Genomic DNA, 18,898 nt, shown 5'->3' on the forward strand with positions numbered 1-18,898 from the left:
TATTACGCTCCTATAGACTTAACAAATATATTATTTTCACTAAATACCTTACGTAATTCCATCGCTAATTTAATTGAAATGTCAGAATCACTATGTATACAAATGGTATCAGCTTGAATTGGAATATCTTTACCGGAAATTGTCGATACGGTTTTAGTTGTTACAATTTGAAGTGCTTGATTAATGGCATCTTTCTTATTATTATGAACCGAATTTAATTGATTACGAGGGACTAATAGACCATCATCACCATACGCTCGATCTACAAATACTTCTGAAGAAAAAGGAATATTCATTTCGATTGCAGCTTCAATTAATTTGCTATTTGCAAGTCCAAATAAGACTAATGAAGGATCGAAGCTTTTCATTGCTTTTGTAATCGCTAAAGCAAGTTTCAGATTAGTAGCTGCCATATTATAAAGTGCACCATGAGGTTTTAAATGACGTAGTTCAACTTGGTTTACTTTGCAAACCGAATAGAGTGCACCAATCTGATAGAGAACTAATTTATATATTTCTTCTTCACTGAAGTTCATTTCTCTTCTACCAAAACCAAGTAAATCTGGAAAACTTGGATGCGCTCCAATTGATAGATTATATTGCTTTGCTAATTTTACTGTTTCATAAATTACAAACGGATCTCCTGCATGAAATCCGCAAGCGATATTAGCAGAAGTAATATGTGGCATAATTTGTTCATCATTTATTTTGTAATTTCCAAAACTTTCACCTAAATCACAGTTTAAATCAATGTGAATCAATAAAACGCACTTCCTTTTTAATTGAATAGTTGTCCTCTTTCACTAGTTGTTCAATCTCATTAAATCCTTCGATATTAATCTCAAAAAATTTCACTAGATCTCCAGGTTTAAAGTTTTCTGTGCCATTATTTTTCGTTGAAAATATTGAAATTGGCGTACGTCCAATAATATTCCATCCCCCAGGAGATTCAAATGGATAAATCCCTGTTTGATTTCCAGCAATCCCAACCGAACCCTTTAAAACTGTTTTTGGTTTTGTTAGCCTAGGAGTTGCTAGTTTAGGATTTAACCCGCCAAGATATGGAAACCCGGGTATAAAACCAATCATATAAATGGGATACATTTTTTCTAGATAAAGTCGAATTACCTCTTCAGTTTTTAGTTTATTATGCTCTGCTACTTTTGGAAGTTCTGTCCCAAACGTGGAACTAAAACAAATTGGAATTTTATAAATTGTATGTTCTCTGTTAATTTTCGAACTAGTATAACGATTAAAATGACCTTTTATTTCTTGGTATATTTCCTTGTATGAAAAGTTAATTGAATCATAAAAAATCGTAATGGAATGATAAGATGGTACAACTGCTGTTATTTTAGTCAATAATTTAGTTTTTAGATATTCTGAAAAAGCATGTACTAATTTATTTGTTTCCATTGAAATGGAATCACCTAAATAACATACTAAGCCAGAGCAACCTACTGGACATATATCCAATTTGGTGCTAGTCATTTAGATCAATCACTTCGATTGCAAGCTTAATAGCGTTCGTCAAATCAGTTTGTGACCAACTTGGCAATTTCTGATCAATTACGGCCATTTCATGTGAAGCTGGGATATGAATAAAGCCACTCGGAATTTGCTTATTAACTTTATTTAATTCATTAAGCATTTGATACATCACGTTATTACACAAATAAGTACCTGCAGAATTGGATATTTCAGCTGGAAATTTGTGATTGTTTAATTCATTAACAATCTTTTGAATTGGAAGTGTTGTAAATAGTCCATCCGGGCCTTCTGGATCAATTTTAGCCCCTGCATATTTATTACCTTTATTATCCGCTGCACCATCATTGCAATTTATGGCGATCCGTTCTGGCGTTATTTTAAATCGACCACCTGCTAATCCTAATGAGATAACCGCCGATGGGTTATACGTATGAAACAATTTTATTAACTCATTACCCGCTGTTCTGAAATCAACAGCTAAAACTGCCCCAATTATTTGAAACCCTCCAACCTCTTGATTATTTAACTCTTTCACAATTTCTTCTGTAGGATTAATTGAAAAGTTCAAAAAAGGTTCAAAACCAGTTAACAATAATGTGTTCAAAAGCACTCAGTCCTTTGGTAGAATTTATATAGTACAATATTTCGACAAAGCCAGTAAAATTTCCTGTCATATTAGTAAAAGAGGTTGAATTCCAAGATATGTTCTTTTTTATTTAAGTCATTTGTTCAATTTTACTCTTAAAAACTGTTTTTTTTCGTTTTGTTCGTCCTATTACGGTATGTGAAATTTTCGTTATTAGACATAAAAAAAGAAACTTAAACATCTCTTTTTAAGAGAAATGTAAGTCACTTTAAGAAAAACTTAAGTTTCTGATATAATTATTTACTTAAGAAGATCCACCAACAGTTAATGAAACTTCAATTTTCTCATTCTCAACAACTTCGTTAGATATGAGTTTCAATAAATTTTTAGCCGCTATTGAACCCCAATCAAATGTAGAATAAGATACTGTACTTAATCTTGGAGATACATATTGTGATAATTCAATATTATCAAAACCTACAATATAGACATCTTTCCCTACTTTATAATCTGTATTTTGTAGATAGTTATAGATCCCAATTGCCATTTCATCATTTAAACAGAAAATTGAACTTGGCTCATTATATTTTGAAAAGATTTGTTGTGCTGCTAATTCTCCTGAATCCTTCATGAAATTTCCACCGATTTCAATTAACTCAATTTCAGGATAATTTGCTACCTCCTCTCTAACACCTTCCATACGTTTACTTGAATCGTATGATCCTTCTGGCCCTGTTACCGCATATACTTTTTTTACATCATTTTTAAGAAGTTCTTTAATCGCTAACTTAGCTCCACCATTATTATTTAATAGAACGCCTTTAATATTATTGTGCTGTAATTCTCGATCCATCACTACCATTTTATAATTTTTTTCTGCATAGTCTAAAAGTTCTTCATCTGAAAAAGCCTGATCTAATATGATTCCACCATCAATTACTTTTTCTAGTAAAAGTCGATGGGATTGCACTCCAGAACAAGCAATTAATTCATATCCTTTATCGTTTAAAGCTTGTCTCATTCCTCTTAAAAGTGGTCCGTAAAAATAACCTCCATAATCAGCTAAGAATACCCCAATAATTTTTGTTTCTTTAACCTTTAACATCCTTGCCGCAGCATTAGGAACGTAACCTAATCTATTTGCAATCTTCATGATTCTGCTACGAGTTTCTTCTGTTACTTTTGGACTACCATTCAATGCATATGACACCGTTGAAATGGAAACTCCAGCTTCTTTGGCAATATCTTTTATTCCCGCCATCCCATATCCTCCATTCTATGTATACCAAAAAGCCATTTTTTCTATTTTTTTTAATTACGTTAAGATTAAATGTAGATGAAATATAAAACTTAGATTAATATTATCAAAATTAAGTGAAATTTTTCTACTTTTTTTCCCTCTTTGTACCTAAATGAGAAATGTTATTTTTCTTATAAAAAGTGAGCACTGAAGTATTTAACCTTCAATTGCCCACTTTTACATCAATGGTAAAATTAAGTAGTAATAAAGTTATTGGGAATATTAGGGCATAAACTAATGGAAATATTATAAAAAGAGTGAGGTTTAGCAAATAAAAACACTCTGCCAGAACCTCACTTTGGTTTTTTATAGTTTTAAGTAATATTTATTACAATTGAACATCACATAAAGTGATTCGTAAAGTAGTTTAACAAATACATATAATGATCAAATGAAATCGAACTTTCATTATGATGGATTACTATATTCCTATGCTTATTATTTGAATGATCTCGTTGCCAATTCGATAATGCCGCCAAATTTTTAAAGTTTGGTCTTGTAACTGAATTAGTCAGGTAGGCTGACCGAAATGCTCCTGGCCATCTCATTTTATTCAGGGCAAAAATCATTTGTTCGGCTGTTAATATTCCTAATCCATGTCCAAAATAAGTACCATCACCTAGAACTACCGCATTTTCCCCTCTCCACTCAGGGGTGAGTGGATTAAATTCTGGATTATTAAAATATACGATATCTCCAGGTAAAATTCGGTTAGAATACTGGGCACCTATACCTAAGTCAGAATCAGTATGCCAGCCGTATAAATAGATGTTTTGAAAAATTTGATTAAATAAGTTTTCACCAATTAGATTTAGGACCGCATGGTAATAAATGATGACCATTGCCGTTGCACATTCAAACGCATAATATGAACTATTAATGAAAATATCATTAATTGCGTCAGAAGGTCTTACGCCTCTCCTCAATAGGAATCCGCCAGTTCCCATTAATTGCCAGTACATTGGATTACAATAAGATTTTTCAAATACTGCAAACCTGATTCTATTTTGAAACATAGCTCTTGCACTTAAAATTATGTTATTTCGCAACATCCCCTCATACTCTTCAACAGATCGAAATCCAAATAAAGTCGGTTCTTCATTCATCTGTTGAATGATCTTTTTTACACTACTGTCAGACGAACCCGAGTCAATTTGTTGAGTGGGCAATCCCGAAAAACGATTCATAATATACCTCTTTTCAACATCAAGTATTAGTTTTCCATGTATACCCATCATATTCAATCATCGTTTTTAAGTGTATATTCGTCGAAGGACCTTTCCTAGTGGTTCTTTTTTAATTAGCATGAATACAAAAATCTTAACGAAAAGAACCTAAATAATAAATAATTAAAATTTATGAAGAAAATTAAACAAAACGGTTACTTGACAACTTAACTCGCTGTCCATTTAAGCTTTATAACGATTTAATTTCTTTCTTAGTATGTTACTAAGCTTGTTTTTCTTGTAGTAATTCTAAATATACTCAATTCGGTAAATGAAATTTTTATTGAAATAAAAAGATTCTTCGTTGCTAACTGCATTAATTGTGATATTTTTACATCTAAATCATTTCCTAAATAATGGACTTCATTTGTTTACGATCTATAATTCAATTTAGTCAATTAGTCATTGAATACAGTGAAAAAATAAAAAAAGTAAACGACATGTAGCATAACCCTCTACGTCATTTACTTTTTTATAAGTTTAATTATTAAATTATTGGGGATAAAATAATCGATTTATTTATAAATAAATCCTCTCTTTTTTCTTACCTGATTCATAGATTGCACAAATCATCTTTTGAGTTTTCATTGCTTCTTCACCAGTTATATGTAACTGAGAATGATCGTTCAATGATTCATAAAAATTATTAATCTGTTTTACATGACTAACGCCCCAATACCCCTTCGCGCCATTGCCATAATCAAAGGTTTCATTTGGATTGTTATCAGCAACGAACTCTCTTCCATCTTTTAAAGAGACTACTCCACGGTCAGCAACCATTTTAGCAAGCCCATTTTCACAATGCAGCTCAATCGTAACTGGTGCATCATAAGAATAATAGTTTATTGTATGGAAGGCAGTGACTACACCACTTCTATACTTAATAACACCTTCTGCACAATCTTCAACTTCAATCATTTCATGTGCTCTATTACTAATTGTCGCGTCGACATATTCAATCTCATCATCAACGAACCATCGCATTAAATCCATCGTATGAATCGCTTGGTCAATGACTACCCCGCCACCTTCTTTTTCCCAAGTCCCTTTCCAATCACTAGTTAAATAGTACGCGTCAGAACGGTCCCAAGTTACTGATAGTTTTCCAGATTTTATTTTTCCTAGCGTACCATTTTGTAACATTTCTTTAATTAAAACTGATCCTGGATTATACCTATTTTGAAAAATGACACCTAATGTTACTCCATTATTTTTTGCTGTTTCTACCATTTCTTGTGCATCAGAATAATGAATAGACATTGGCTTTTCAGTAAGGACATGGATTTTTCGCTTTGCAGCTTCAATTGCAACCGGCGCATGTAAATAATGCGGTAAGCAAATATGGATAACATCTAAATTTTCTTTCTCAAAAAGCTCTAGATAATTTGTATAATAAGTACATTTGAATTGTTCAGCTTTCTCTTTTGCTCGCTTTTCTTTAATATCACAAACCGCTACCAATTCTACATTTTCTCTTATGAAAGCAGGTTGTGCATGCATTAAAAATATATTTCCACAACCAATAATCGCAACTCTTAATTTTTCCATTTTTTCACCAACTTTTTTTGGATTGGTTACCTATTTTTTATTAAGTCCACCACATTTGTGATGGCTCTTCGTTTATCAATACGGAATGTAAGTTTTTTACAGCACGTGAAAAACCTTCTTCAATCGACATGATTGGGTCTTCATGTTCAATACTAACAACATAATCATATCCAAAAGTACGTAGTGCGCTCATCATATCAGACCAATCTTTCAAACTATGTCCACAGCCTACTGAGCGGAATGTCCAAGCTCTAGTTTGAACTTCACCATAAGGTTGCATATCAGTTAAACCATACATATTTACATTATCTTGGTCGATATACGTATCTTTTGCATGGAAATGATGAATCGCATTTTCTTTTCCAAGTATTTTAATCGCTGCTACTGGATCAATCCCTTGCCACCAAAGATGACTAGGATCTAAGTTAGCACCGATTGCATTACTAGTTTCTTTACGTAACTTTAATAATGTATATGGAGTATGAACTAAAAAGCCACCATGTAGTTCTAGTCCAATTTTCACTTGATGATCCTCCGCAAATTTGCCCATTTCTTTCCAATAAGGAATTAACTTTTCTTCCCATTGCCAATTTAGTACATCTCTATACTCATTTGGCCAAGCAGTTACTGGCCAACTTGGGTATTTTGCTTCTTCATGGTCACCACTTGTTCCAGAAAAACAATTGACAACTGGTACACTTAATAGCGAAGCCAGTTTAATCGTTTTAGCAAGTACATCATGAGATTCCTTTGCAAACTCTTTATCAGGTGATAATGGATTACCATGACAACTAAAAGCACTAATCGTTAATCCTCGTTTTTCAACTTTTTCAATATATTCTCTTCTTACTTGCTCACTTTCTATTAAACGGTCTAACGGACAATGGGAATTTCCAGGATAACAACCTGTACCAATCTCAACAGCCTTTAATCCCGAATCTGCAACTTTATCAAGCATTTCTTCAAATGATTGATCCGCAAATAATACTGTGAATACTCCTAATTTCATCGATTTCTCGCTCCAATCTATGATTTACGTTAATGCCTCTATGGCCTCTTTATGTCCATATGAAGGATAATTTCTTTTTGATTTATTCGCCCAATTTACTGCATTAATGATAATTTTTTGAACTTCTTTATGATGATAAGTTGGATAAGTTTCATGTCCTGGTCTGAAATAGAAGATTTTTCCATTCCCTCTTTTAAATGTACAGCCACTTCTAAATACCTCTCCACCTTTAAACCAACTTACTAACACTAGCTCATCTGGAGTAGGAATATCAAAATGTTCGCCATACATTTCTTCTTTGTCAATTTCAATATATTCGCCAATACCATCTACTATCGGATGACTCGGATCGACAACCCAAAGTCTTTCCGTTTCAGCTGCTTCACGCCATTTTAAATCGCAGCTAGTCCCCATTAATTTTTTAAAAATCTTAGAAAAATGCCCAGAATGTAAGACAATTAATCCCATACCTTGCAATACTTTTTCATAAACTTTTTGAACAATTTGATCTTCCACATCATTATGAGCAATATGTCCCCACCAAATTAATACATCAGTATTTTCTAGCACTTCACTGGTCAATCCATGATCAGGTTGCTCTAATGTAGCTGTCGTAGTATCATACCCTGCTTCATTTAAGAACGTTGCAATGGTTGAGTGTATTCCGCTTGGATAAATGCTTTTTACAACTGGATTAATTTGTTCGTGTCGATTTTCATTCCAAATCGTAACTTTTACCATATGTCTCACCCATCTCTATTTTTTTACATATTTTAATAGCGTTTTAAGCTTCAGCTAAAATCCTTTTTAAATTATTCAATCCAATTTCAACACTTTCTAATTGTGGTTTCGTAAACGCTTCTTGCTCAACAATTAACCATTCAGCTGAATTTAGTTTTGCTTGTTGTACAATTCCTTTTATATTCATAATTCCATTTCCAACTTCAGTACTTTCCTCTTTGGATGGTGCCATATCTTTCAGGTGAATTAATGGAGTTCTTCCTTTATACTTACTCATATATTCAACCGCATCTACACCAGCAAATTCTAACCAATAAGTATCTAACTCTGCTTTTAAGAGATTTGTTGGAACTGAGTTTAATAAAATATCTAGTATATATTCGCTTTCTAATCTGACTAATTCATGAGCATGATTATGATAAACTAACGATATTCCCGCTTCAGCTAATCGGTTTCCAGATTGTTGTAAATGTTCCGCAAATTCTTTCCATTCTTCTAAACTAGTAAAATTGGCCCAAGGACATACAACATATTTGTTTCCTAATTCTTTTTCGAAAGCTATTACGTCATCAATATAATGAATAATTTGATCTGCACTTACATGGGCTCCTGCTATCTTTAATCCTAGTTTGTTTAAAACAGCTTTTATTTCCGAAGCATTTTTACCATAGTATCCCGCGAACTCTACTCCGTCATAACCCATTTTCGCTACTTTTTCTAAAGTACCGAAAAAGTCGATTGCTGCGTCCTCTTTTACACTCCATAATTGTAGGGCAATTGGTAGTGTCATATATTTCATCTCCTATACTAATTAGTTAAAATATACCGGTTTCTTTGATTTTGAAGATTCGTAGATTGCCTCTAAAATTTGAGTTACAACTAATGCTTGCTCAGGTTTAACAATTGGCTCTGTATCATTAATGATACTATCAATCCATTGTCTCGCTTCTAATACTTCAGCGGAATCGGTTGCGCCTTCATAAAAAGCTACGCCGCCAGTGTTGATATCAATTTTTTTATCGTAAAGTCGCCCATATGCTTCTCCATTAATTCGGAGACCATCTCTCATATCAGCTCCACCTTCAGTACCACAAAGTGTAGTTTGAGCTTCACCTATTTCAAGAGTGTTTAAAGCCCAGCTCGATTCTAGGATAACGGTTGCACCATTTTCCATCGTTATAAAACCAAATGCAGAATCTTCTACTTTAAATTCCTTTGGATCCCATGGACCAAAAGCATTTGCAGCGTTTTCTTTATGAGATAATTCGTGGTAAACGTTTCCAACTACAAATTTAGGTTTATAATTATCCATCAGCCATAACGTTAAATCCAAAGCATGAGTACCAATATCAATCAGTGGTCCGCCACCTTGCTCTTCTTCGTTTAAAAATACACCCCAAGTAGGTACCGCTCTTCTTCTTATCGCATGAGCTTTTGCAAAATAAATTTCACCTAGTTCATTATTTTTACAAACTTCACTTAAATATTGTGAATCGTTTCGAAAACGATTTTGATAGCCAATCGTTAATTTTTTTCCTGTACGTTTAGACGCTTCTACCATCGCTTTTGCTTCTGCTGAAGTTTTTGCCATAGGCTTTTCACACATAACGTGTTTACCAGCTTCTAAAGAATCAATTGTAATAAATGAATGAGATTTATTTGGTGTACAAACGTGAATGACATCTATCGATTCATCTGCTAATAATTCCTTGTAATCTGTATATGTCTTTGCTTCCTCTACACCAAATTGTGCCTTCGCTTTAATAGCACGTTCTTCAATAATGTCACAAAAAGCTACCATTTCTACATGATCTAATACTGCTAAGCTTGGCATATGTTTACCATTTGCTATACCGCCACAACCGATTATTCCTACTTTTAATTTCATTATAAAAACCTCCGGAAATGTTATTTACATTTCCAGTTTATAGAAATAATTCATTTGAGTCTTCCTTACACCTTGCCTAAAACTTCTCAAATATTGTCTTTTTTTTATATTGGGTTGGAGATAAACCAACTTCGTTTTTAAATAATCTGTTAAACGTTTTCACATTAATGAATCCAACATTATAAGCAATTTCTGTAATTGGTAAATCTTCATTAAATAAATACCATTGAGCCTTCGTTATTCTGTATTGATTTAAAAAATGACAAAATGTAGAACCAGTGTATTTTTTAAAAAACTTTGCAAAATATGAATTGGTAAAGCCGATATAATTCGCAACATCATTTAATGTAATATCATTCATATAATTCTCTTCTATAAAATGAAATATTTTTTCTAGTTTTAATAAACTAGCCTTCCTATTTGGATAGTTTAGTTTATTATTTTCTGTATGAGGTAGGTCCCGATAAACTAGAAGTAAAATATCATATAATCTAGCTCTTATCGCCAATTCATATCCTTCTTTTTTGCCGATATATTCACATTCAAGTTCTTCTAAATAGGTAATCATTTTCTGTTTAACTTCTTCATTCCAAAAAACACTAGATTTTTGAATACAATTAAACAATTCGATTAGTTCCATATTATTTTTTTTCAAAAACTGTACATCTTCGAAAATAGTAAAATCAAATTGCACGACCAATCTCATACTATTTGGTGAAGATAAAAAATAATGAATATCACCACTATTAATGATATAAAATTCGCCTTCTTCTAAATGAAGTAACTCATCATTTACACCAATCTTTAAAACGCCTTTCTGTACATAAATGATTTCTACGAGTTTATGCCAATGATGACCAACTAACGTCAATCCATCATTTGAAAATAAACAAAATGGAAAATTCCGATCTAGTCTCCTCACTTCAAGAGTGGCGCTCATTCTTATCCCCCCTTACAACTATTTTTATTATGTATGTATTTTACATTAACATTAAATATAGATTTTTTCATAGAATTCCCATTTTAAAGTCAGAAAATAAAAAGATGCTTATACCGAGTAAAAAAGTATAAACATCTATATAGTGAATTCGTTCATTTTTTCACAAACTCATTTCCAATAAATCAATTGACTCTCAAGGTTTTCCTTATTTACATAATTTCTTTGCATCGGAAAAGGACAGCCTAAGTTATATTTCTTAATTTCATCATTTACTTCCGAGATCATTTTAGCTATTTCTTTACTATTTTCATCAGAATTTAACTTCATCAAAATCGTTTCAAGCTTCTGGAATATTTTCTTTTGTTGCATTACCCAATCTGGTTTATAGCCTGACTTCTTAATAACAGTTGTTAATAAATCATCTTTTAAAAGCTCCTTAGGTAATGGTTTACCTATTCCAGGTAAATCTTCAAAACCACCTTCTTTTTCATGACGTTTAACAATTTCACTTAACCAATCTACATATTTCCCATTATTCGTCATCGTTATAGCCACCTTTTTGGTTAGTCCTATATTATACTATTCGTTACTTTCTAACTATTTCCTTTCTATATTTTATGCAAACGAATGGTTTAAGTAAGTTTCTAACTTTATCAAAATTATGAACTTTTTTTGAATAAACAAAAAGAGGAACCGCTCATGCCAGCCCCTCTCAGTTTTTATATGTATTTTTAAAACCAAATTAAGTATAATGAAAAAATTTATGCTCGATGTCTTTGAATAAACACATTCTCTTTATAATTTTTTAACAATCCTCTTTCTCTCAAATATTCCTTAAAATACAAGTTCGCTTCTTTCCGCTCATCATAAGGATTCTTAGAAAGTACAAAGCCTAACTTATCTTCCTTTTGAAGTTCAACACCTGACATATATAAATGAATTTTATTTTGATGATAAATTTCTTTTAACGGTTCCATGAAATTAATAGTGAAAGCAGAAAGCAACTTCATTTCCGTATCGAATGTAAACCTTGAAATATACGATAAATCCACAAAAATTACGCCAATAAATCCAGTATTTGAAATTTCAGCCCTTATTGTTTTGTCATTATTTAAGTGACCAATTTCACGAAGATATTCAATAAAATAACGAATTCCTTCTTCTTTTTCGAATGGCTTTTTTGATAAGATTAAGCCTATTTTCTTTTCCTCTCTTAAATATTCACACGCAATAAATGCTGGAATTTTTTGTTTTTGAAATAATGCACATGCAGCTTGCAATAGTCCATTTAATACTTCATGTATAATTAAAGGATGTTTCCTTGTAAAATAATATTGATTTTCTTGCAATTCTTCCATATCAATGAAACTTGCTCCTATAAAACCTGTATTGGATATAATAGGTGTTTTTGAATTCCTTTTAGTTGCTCCATTTCTTTTCATCATGCAAGTTCCTTTCCTTCTAAAATCTATACATAGAACATTAGTTCGCCTTTTATATTTTAATCATACACAATAAATTTTAAAATGTAAATCTTAAAAATGAAAAAAGGATACGAAAATTTTTCGCATCCTTGAAATAATTTTTATTAAGATTGATCATTAGCTTAAGAAACAGTTTCTTCCTCAATGTCTACATAGCAATCCATTGTATGTACTTCTTTATCTTCATGATTTCCAAAGTAAATAGTGAAATTCATAGTCTAACACCCTTTCACAAAGGATATAATTTTAATTTAAATTCTATTTAATTATATTATTATTTCCAAGAAATAACAATACTTACATCGTATATGAAAAAAGATGTTTAGGTTAATAGAAAATCATTTTACTTTATTACTAATTGGTCTTTCAAAATACTAAAAAACTAGTTTATTTAAGCTGTCCGACTTTTAACTGGCACATATAAATGAACTTTAGCTTTTCCATCTGGGTCTTCGGCAGGATTATTCATACTAAATTCTAAGTTATAGCGGTCATAATCAGGTTCAAACTCACTGTTTGGTAACCATTGTTCATACATATATTTATATCCATTATTTAACATACTAGGAGAATCATAATATTGATACAAAACGTAATGACCTCCATCTAATTTTCTAAATTGGATATTTTCATGTTTTTCTTTATCAAAACCATCAGGTATTGTAACACAGGCATCGTGACGACAATTTAGACTTTCTATTAAATCTGGGTTATCTAAGGAAATTCCTATGAAAGATTGTTGTGGTGGAAAAAGTTCATTATTTATTGCCCAATTTAATAACTTATCCCAATGTTCCCCATTTGGTTCAAAATATGATCCGACACGTCTAAAAAACGCAACCTCATATTCTGGTAGTTCTTTAATTACAACTTTCATTTTCTCAACTCCAAATTGGTAATATAGTCCTTTATTCTCTTTCCTTTATTTAAAATCCTTTTCTTACAAAAATTAAATTTAGAGCATATACATCTACCGAATATGAAATTAGTGAAAAGAAAAAAATTCTTCTAGTTCATTAATTCTTTTGTCCAATACCCTTCTACTTATATAGAATATAGTAATATGTTCTACTTAATAAGGAGGTTTTAGTTATATCATTGATTGTACCGATAAGATATATAGAAACGCTACCAGGAAAAGCTGCACATTTATTTTTGTTTAGTGATGGTAATCGTTATGCTGTTAAATGTAAAAATAATTTCCATGGAACAAGGGAACTTGTAAACGAATATGTTGTCGCTAGATTAGGTCAACTGTTGAATTTGCCTGTTGTACCTTTTGAAATTGTAACGATGACTGAAAAGCAAATTCAGCAAATACCCAAAAAATTTTCTTCTCATTACCAACCAGGTAAACAGTTTGCTAGCCTTTTTATTGATAACTGTATTGGCCTTGCAAAAAAACCTCCTCGTCCGACTATAAATGAATTAAATAATCCCCATATTTTGGCTGGAATTCTCGTTTTCGATTATTGGGTGCATGATGCAGACCGCACTAAAAGCAATATACTTTTAAAACGACACCCAGATGGACAGTATGACATTCATATGATTGATCATGGAAAATGTTTTCCAGGAGGATACAAATGGAATGCAGAAACTCTTCAAAAATCCAAAAAGTTTAAAAAGGAATCAATCGTTCATGTTTGGACGGTAGATATGTTAAATGACTTAAACATCATAACGTCTTATATTGAAAAAATCTTAGCATTATCTGATGTCTCAATCGAAGAAGTTATTCAGGATATACCAGTAGACTGGAATGTTTCAAACGAAAACAAAGTAGCACTTTTTAAATATCTGAAGGAGCGCAAAAAAACACTTGCTGAATCAGTTTATACATTTGTAAAAAAATATTTGAATTAGTTACGATGGAAGATATTATTCGTCTATCAATATGATTATTATGGGTATTTTTACTGCAGTATTTCGGAGACATATCTATTTTTATTAACATTTCATTATCAGGAGTGAATCTATTAAAAAAACCAAAATACCCTTCAGATATTTTTCTGAAGGGTTTCTTTATTATTATAGTTTCTTTTAATATATATTTGACGAAACTTGAGAAATGAAATAATTCTCCAAGGGCAAATATATCCGATTGCAACGGTCATAAAAAGTGCTGCCTCAGTCTCATTGCCGAGCCACTTTAAATAATCGCGAAGTACAAATCGGATAATAAAGATTATAACAAAGACGACGATGAAACTTTTGTTCTTTGTAGCGTAGATTTGTTGATCAGATCGGAGTTCATAATTTGTCGTCCAAATAAGTGGAATAGATAAAATAACTCCAAAGAGAAGTGCACAAATCCATACCCAGCTAGCTGCATGAGCATTCGGATTCAAAACAATGGGAATACTAGGGATCAGTAAATATAGCATTGGGAGAAGAAGGCGAACTCCTCTTCCTTTAATTGGGTGATACATAGCTCTCGTTCTTCGCCATAATACCAATGCAGCAACCATAATAACAATCATATAAAAAGAAGAAGCGTTCATATATTCCCCCGCAATTGTAATATTTTAAGTGTTGAAAAACATTAAACATTTTAATGTATATTCCTCAGATAAAGAGATAAGAAGTCAAAACGAAATTAAGAAAAGCTTTTAGAAATTCATATATTAGGAGAAAGATCTATTTTTGAAAGTGATATTGTCATATTTTATGTATGCTAAAATAATGAAATCTGTTAGTTGAATATTAAAACTCTATATAAAAGGGATGGCTGTTTTCATTCAAACAATATTCAATTCTTTGTTTGAAATTTTTCCAAGTTACCATAGTTAAGGCCTCCTCAATAGGAAAATATCCCACTTCTATGCTTTCTGAAGATGTTGTCAACTTTCCACCAATTGGTTTAGCTAAAAACAATGTGTTACAAATTGATCCACTAACATTTTGAAATACTCCACAAAATTTCAAAACTTCAATATCAATTCCACTTTCCTCTTTTGTTTCCCTAATTGCAGCTTCTTTCAATGATTCCCCCTCTTCAACTTGCCCACCTGGCATTTCCCAACCTCGTTGTGGACCCTTAATTAATAAAATTTGATTTTGTTCATTTATTACAATTGTCGCTGCTGAAATAATATGTTTGGGTGGTGAAAACTTATTTTCTGTATTTTTTTCCTTAGATAACAAAAGAATTCCCCTTTCTTCATCTAACTCCTAAATAATACTTTTTAAATATTCTATTAAAACTTAAAGAGACCTTTTTTCAAATAAATGCATCTTTTTTATGTCTATGGATGAAATGATCAATTATTCCGCTCAATGGAAGGTTAGCTAAAAAAGAAGGAAATTTTATTCCTTCTGTCGAATTTTGAAGGATTAGTACGATGAAGGAGATTTTCACATGGATTATATCAAAAATATGAGGAAATATATTGGAAACGAAACCCTATTCACTATAGGTTGTGGGATCATTATAGAGGAAAATGAACAAATATTGTTGCAACACCGAACAGACGAAGACAATTGGTGCATACCAGGTGGAATTATGGAAATTGGAGAAACTTTTGAGGAGGCGGCAAAAAGGGAAACTCTTGAAGAAACGGGACTTACTGTAACGGGATTAGAGTTGTTTGGTATCTATTCAGGTGAAAAATGCTTTGTTCAGTACCCTAATGGAGATAAAGCATTCAGCGTTCAAATAATTTTTTTATCTAAACAATTTACTGGAGAATTAAAACAAAAGGATATTGAAAGCAGAGAACATCGATTTTTCAGAAAGACAGAGCTTCCTACTAACTTAAATCCACGACAAAAATCATTCATAATTGATTGGGAAGAAGATAATAGACATCCAATTATTAAATAATTAACTCAACAGAGGCTTTTATGGAATAGGAAATTCATAAAGAGTGAAAAACCCAGAACAATTAAGATCTGGGTTTTTCACTCTTTTAGTAGAATGCTATATGCTTTTTTCACTTAACATATTTCAGAGTAGTTATTTCAATACACTCCTACAAACTCACATATTTTATGTCTTAATCGTTGAAACATTTGCTAGAATCAATTGTTTTAAAAATTCGTGTATATACATCCTTTATGTTAAGATCGTTTACTTTGTCATTGTATAGTCCATATCCACAGAAATGATTTTCATCCAAAATACCCGTGGCATAGGATTGGTCAACCATATCAGGCGCATCTTTATAGGATATTTGTCCATTAATAATTAATTCAAATGATTTTTTTGAATCCATAAAGAAAAATGGAAGACCAGAATGTTGATAAATAGCTAGATATTTATGATTGGCAGCTTTAGAAAGATGTTCCTTCTTTATTATTATGGCATCAAATTCCGAGGAAAGATTCTTAGTTTCTTCGATTTTATCCAAATTAATATGTTTGAATTTCACATTCTCTTCTCTTACTTTCGGAATATTTCCTATAACACCAATAATTAATTTTTTCCCATCATAAAGAGGTGTGTAAATAGTATCAGAATTACAACCAGTCAATATGACTAATACTAGCATTAAAACTGGAATTATTTTTTTCATAAAATTAGACTCCTGTTATGTAATTAGTTGATTAGTTAGAAACTCCACAAATGTAATGATCAAACACAATCAAATGAAATTTATTTACTAGATTTTTTGCTAATTCTTCAAAACTATAAATTGCATTTCCAGCAAGGCTGTGAACACAAACAATAGTTGGATTTTCTTTATTTCCATTTTCGTATTAACTCACTCTATTCTTAATTTAGAACAAATGCCTTCTATTAAGCTATTATCTTGTTAAAAGCTGTCCATTCGTTTTAGGTTCTTCCTCTAAAATCCTATTAACTTCATCTAAATTTTCTTTATTTACAAAATCGAAATCATTTAATCCAGGATATAAATTTTCATTTCTGAGAGGTTTCTTCTTTTTTTGCACTGTTTGGTTTTCCATTAAGCGCTCAATTCCCAATTTAATAAGATTAAAAGCAAATATTGAAACGATAAAAGCGATACTTGGACCAATGATTACCCATGAATCAATCGATAACTCGATGTAATTAGCACCAATCATCGCAGACCATTCATTAGCTTGTGACATCGGCCGATCGACACCTAGATCTAAGTAGAGAACTTTTACACCACCAATAAAAAGTTTAAAAACCCCTAATTGGGTTAGTAAAAATAAAGTTTGAATAGTCTGTTGTACAAATAATAAAAGAATTCGGCTTCTTAAATATGGTATGACATGTTTACGGCGGATCCAGCCATTTCGTGCACCAATGACTCTAGAGCTAGTAATAAAATCATTTTTTAAAAAATCTCTTACTTCTTCACCTATTGAATTCATCAATATTGGTATTGAAATAATAATTAGTAGTGTTATTTGAATTGCAATCGTTTTTTCTTTTGCTGCTTCTGGAACGTCATTTAATTTCACAAAAAATGGAAATATAATGATTACAGCTGGGACAAAACGAAATGCATTTAAAATTGGTTCAATAATTTTTAATAATCTTTGATTCATGAATCCGAAAAATGTGCCTAGTAAACTACCAAATATGACTCTCATTAGTCCTACAACGATGGCAATGGATAAAGTGTATTTTGCACCATCAATTACCATCCAAAATACATCTCTTCCAAATCGGTCGACACCAAAAAGATATTTCGAACTTGGAGGATAACCATATGTATCTACTAATTTACCTTCTGCATTGTATAACAAAGCAGGGGCTGGTTTGATCGTATCCTTAATAAAGTAAGTATAAATAAAACTAAAGGTGATTAAGCCAAGTATGATAAAGCTTCCAATTATAATTGGTAAATATTTTCTATTTTTTATCATATAGCTTGTCCCCCTTTCATTCTATTAACAATTTGTTTAAACAAAATCTCTAGCAAAAAGAATGGGATAAATAGTAAAACTAGCGCCATAAAAAAGATTTCAGGCGAACTGCTGTTATTAAATAGAAATGAAAAATAGCCCTTCATATTAAAGAACTTCTCTACTATTAATAGATTTGAAATCATCATCCAAAATATTAGCTTACTATTACTTAATAAAGTAATAGCAACATTTCGTAATATATGACGGATAATAATCCAAGAATTAGACAGTCCCTTTGCTTTTGCATACTCTACATAGTCTCTAATTTTTTCTTCCTGTATTGCTAGAAATAACATTTGGAAAAGTTGAATAGTAGGAATGATTGATACAAGGAAGATTGGTAATGCGTAAGCTTTCGATTCAAAGCCATTTACTGGGTCCACAATTTTAACGCCTGTTTTATTAAAAATCCATAAAAAGAAAATTTGAAATACGCAAATCATTACTACATCTGGTATAGATTGTAGGAAAAATAGGATACTATTCATTATTTTTCTAAATGATTTTGGGCCTAAATTAACTATATAAGCAATAAATAATGCCACGAAAATTGAAAGTAAAAACGCTGATAAAAGAATCGTAAAAGAATAAATATATGGCTCTAAAAATACGGAAGAAAAAGGAGCATATTGAAATTCTTTTAAGTAAACTTCTAAATTATCGAAGTAAAAAAAACTCCAAAAAAAGATTTGTAGTTGATTCCAAAACTCAACCAGTCGCTCCCCTTTTGGTAAAAATAGAGTAAAAGAAGTAGCCGTAATTAATCCAATTCCGAATATGGTTAAACAAAACTGAAGAAGATATTTAGATATAATTCTACTTGTTTGTATCATGTTTT

The 18,898-nt window shown here is 31.4% G+C and carries 21 protein-coding genes; 2 read left to right on the plus strand and 19 right to left on the minus strand.

Annotation, left to right across the window (positions count from 1 at the left end; translation table 11 throughout):
* Positions 1-2: 2 nt before the first annotated feature.
* The 14 genes from BM319_RS03875 to BM319_RS03945 all read right to left on the minus strand — a co-directional run bounded on the left by BM319_RS03875 (position 3) and on the right by BM319_RS03945 (position 13,090).
* Positions 3-761 (minus strand): 5-oxoprolinase subunit PxpA, encoded by a 759-nt coding sequence (locus tag BM319_RS03875; protein WP_091021363.1) that lies wholly within the window; start codon positions 759-761, stop codon positions 3-5.
* The gene (gene pxpB, locus BM319_RS03880; protein ID WP_091021364.1) at positions 748-1,491 is read right to left on the minus strand and encodes a 5-oxoprolinase subunit PxpB; all 744 of its coding nucleotides are present in this window, start codon (positions 1,489-1,491) and stop codon (positions 748-750) included. The genes BM319_RS03875 and pxpB overlap by 14 nt, the downstream gene beginning before the upstream one ends.
* Entirely contained in the window at positions 1,484-2,101 is a 618-nt protein-coding gene (locus tag BM319_RS03885) for a pyroglutamyl-peptidase I (RefSeq protein WP_353615537.1), read from the minus strand. Before BM319_RS03885 ends, pxpB begins: the two co-directional genes overlap by 8 nt.
* Before the next feature lie 280 nt (positions 2,102-2,381).
* On the minus strand, positions 2,382-3,338 hold the full coding sequence (locus BM319_RS03890) for a LacI family DNA-binding transcriptional regulator (protein ID WP_029715357.1): 957 nt from the start codon (positions 3,336-3,338) through the stop codon (positions 2,382-2,384).
* A 380-nt stretch (positions 3,339-3,718) separates the two neighbouring features.
* On the minus strand, positions 3,719-4,564 hold the full coding sequence (locus BM319_RS03895; RefSeq protein ID WP_025569015.1) for a protein-glutamine gamma-glutamyltransferase: 846 nt from the start codon (positions 4,562-4,564) through the stop codon (positions 3,719-3,721).
* A 558-nt stretch (positions 4,565-5,122) separates the two neighbouring features.
* Positions 5,123-6,151, minus strand: a complete 1,029-nt coding sequence (locus tag BM319_RS03900) for a Gfo/Idh/MocA family protein (RefSeq protein WP_091021366.1) — start codon at positions 6,149-6,151, stop codon at positions 5,123-5,125.
* Positions 6,152-6,191: 40 nt separating this feature from the next.
* Complete coding sequence (locus BM319_RS03905) at positions 6,192-7,160, minus strand: sugar phosphate isomerase/epimerase family protein (protein ID WP_029715356.1); 969 nt, start codon at positions 7,158-7,160, stop codon at positions 6,192-6,194.
* Positions 7,161-7,184: 24 nt separating this feature from the next.
* Positions 7,185-7,901, minus strand: a complete 717-nt coding sequence (locus tag BM319_RS03910; RefSeq protein ID WP_029715355.1) for a ThuA domain-containing protein — start codon at positions 7,899-7,901, stop codon at positions 7,185-7,187.
* Positions 7,902-7,944: 43 nt separating this feature from the next.
* Positions 7,945-8,691 carry a sugar phosphate isomerase/epimerase family protein gene (locus BM319_RS03915; RefSeq protein WP_025569012.1) on the minus strand — a complete coding sequence of 249 codons (747 nt, stop codon included), beginning with the start codon at positions 8,689-8,691 and terminating at the stop codon, positions 7,945-7,947.
* 21 nt (positions 8,692-8,712) lie between these two features.
* On the minus strand, positions 8,713-9,789 hold the full coding sequence (locus BM319_RS03920; protein WP_025569011.1) for a Gfo/Idh/MocA family protein: 1,077 nt from the start codon (positions 9,787-9,789) through the stop codon (positions 8,713-8,715).
* A 76-nt stretch (positions 9,790-9,865) separates the two neighbouring features.
* The gene (locus BM319_RS03925) at positions 9,866-10,729 is read right to left on the minus strand and encodes an AraC family transcriptional regulator (protein ID WP_025569010.1); all 864 of its coding nucleotides are present in this window, start codon (positions 10,727-10,729) and stop codon (positions 9,866-9,868) included.
* Positions 10,730-10,897: 168 nt separating this feature from the next.
* Positions 10,898-11,272 carry a DnaJ family domain-containing protein gene (locus BM319_RS03930; RefSeq protein ID WP_025569009.1) on the minus strand — a complete coding sequence of 125 codons (375 nt, stop codon included), beginning with the start codon at positions 11,270-11,272 and terminating at the stop codon, positions 10,898-10,900.
* Positions 11,273-11,490: 218 nt separating this feature from the next.
* Positions 11,491-12,174 (minus strand): hypothetical protein, encoded by a 684-nt coding sequence (locus BM319_RS03935; RefSeq protein ID WP_025569008.1) that lies wholly within the window; start codon positions 12,172-12,174, stop codon positions 11,491-11,493.
* Between the two features lie 430 nt (positions 12,175-12,604).
* Positions 12,605-13,090 (minus strand): AraC family transcriptional regulator, encoded by a 486-nt coding sequence (locus tag BM319_RS03945; protein ID WP_025569090.1) that lies wholly within the window; start codon positions 13,088-13,090, stop codon positions 12,605-12,607.
* 221 nt (positions 13,091-13,311) lie between these two features.
* Between BM319_RS03945 and BM319_RS03950 the strand changes: the two genes are divergently transcribed.
* Entirely contained in the window at positions 13,312-14,079 is a 768-nt protein-coding gene (locus tag BM319_RS03950) for a HipA family kinase (protein ID WP_069032567.1), read from the plus strand.
* Positions 14,080-14,213: 134 nt separating this feature from the next.
* On the opposite strand, the gene BM319_RS03955 is transcribed toward BM319_RS03950, so the two are convergent.
* Positions 14,214-14,717 carry a CcdC protein domain-containing protein gene (locus tag BM319_RS03955; RefSeq protein ID WP_025569092.1) on the minus strand — a complete coding sequence of 168 codons (504 nt, stop codon included), beginning with the start codon at positions 14,715-14,717 and terminating at the stop codon, positions 14,214-14,216.
* Positions 14,718-14,919: 202 nt separating this feature from the next.
* Positions 14,920-15,360 carry an NUDIX hydrolase gene (locus tag BM319_RS03960; RefSeq protein ID WP_025569093.1) on the minus strand — a complete coding sequence of 147 codons (441 nt, stop codon included), beginning with the start codon at positions 15,358-15,360 and terminating at the stop codon, positions 14,920-14,922.
* A 214-nt stretch (positions 15,361-15,574) separates the two neighbouring features.
* On the opposite strand from BM319_RS03960, the gene BM319_RS03965 reads away from it, so the two are divergent.
* Complete coding sequence (locus BM319_RS03965) at positions 15,575-16,039, plus strand: NUDIX hydrolase (protein ID WP_069032566.1); 465 nt, start codon at positions 15,575-15,577, stop codon at positions 16,037-16,039.
* Between the two features lie 172 nt (positions 16,040-16,211).
* Here BM319_RS03965 and BM319_RS03970 read toward each other — a convergent pair whose 3' ends face one another.
* From BM319_RS03970 to BM319_RS03980, 3 genes are all read right to left on the minus strand, one after another.
* Positions 16,212-16,730 (minus strand): hypothetical protein, encoded by a 519-nt coding sequence (locus BM319_RS03970; RefSeq protein ID WP_025569095.1) that lies wholly within the window; start codon positions 16,728-16,730, stop codon positions 16,212-16,214.
* Positions 16,731-16,962: 232 nt separating this feature from the next.
* Positions 16,963-18,018 (minus strand): ABC transporter permease subunit, encoded by a 1,056-nt coding sequence (locus BM319_RS03975; protein ID WP_091021367.1) that lies wholly within the window; start codon positions 18,016-18,018, stop codon positions 16,963-16,965.
* Complete coding sequence (locus BM319_RS03980) at positions 18,015-18,893, minus strand: ABC transporter permease subunit (RefSeq protein WP_069032563.1); 879 nt, start codon at positions 18,891-18,893, stop codon at positions 18,015-18,017. The genes BM319_RS03975 and BM319_RS03980 overlap by 4 nt, the downstream gene beginning before the upstream one ends.
* Between the last annotated feature and the right edge of the window lie 5 nt (positions 18,894-18,898).

Origin of the sequence: Bacillus sp. UNCCL81 (assembly GCF_900112535.1) — a bacterium.
In the GTDB taxonomy this organism is placed as follows: domain Bacteria; phylum Bacillota; class Bacilli; order Bacillales; family Bacillaceae_G; genus Gottfriedia; species Gottfriedia luciferensis_B.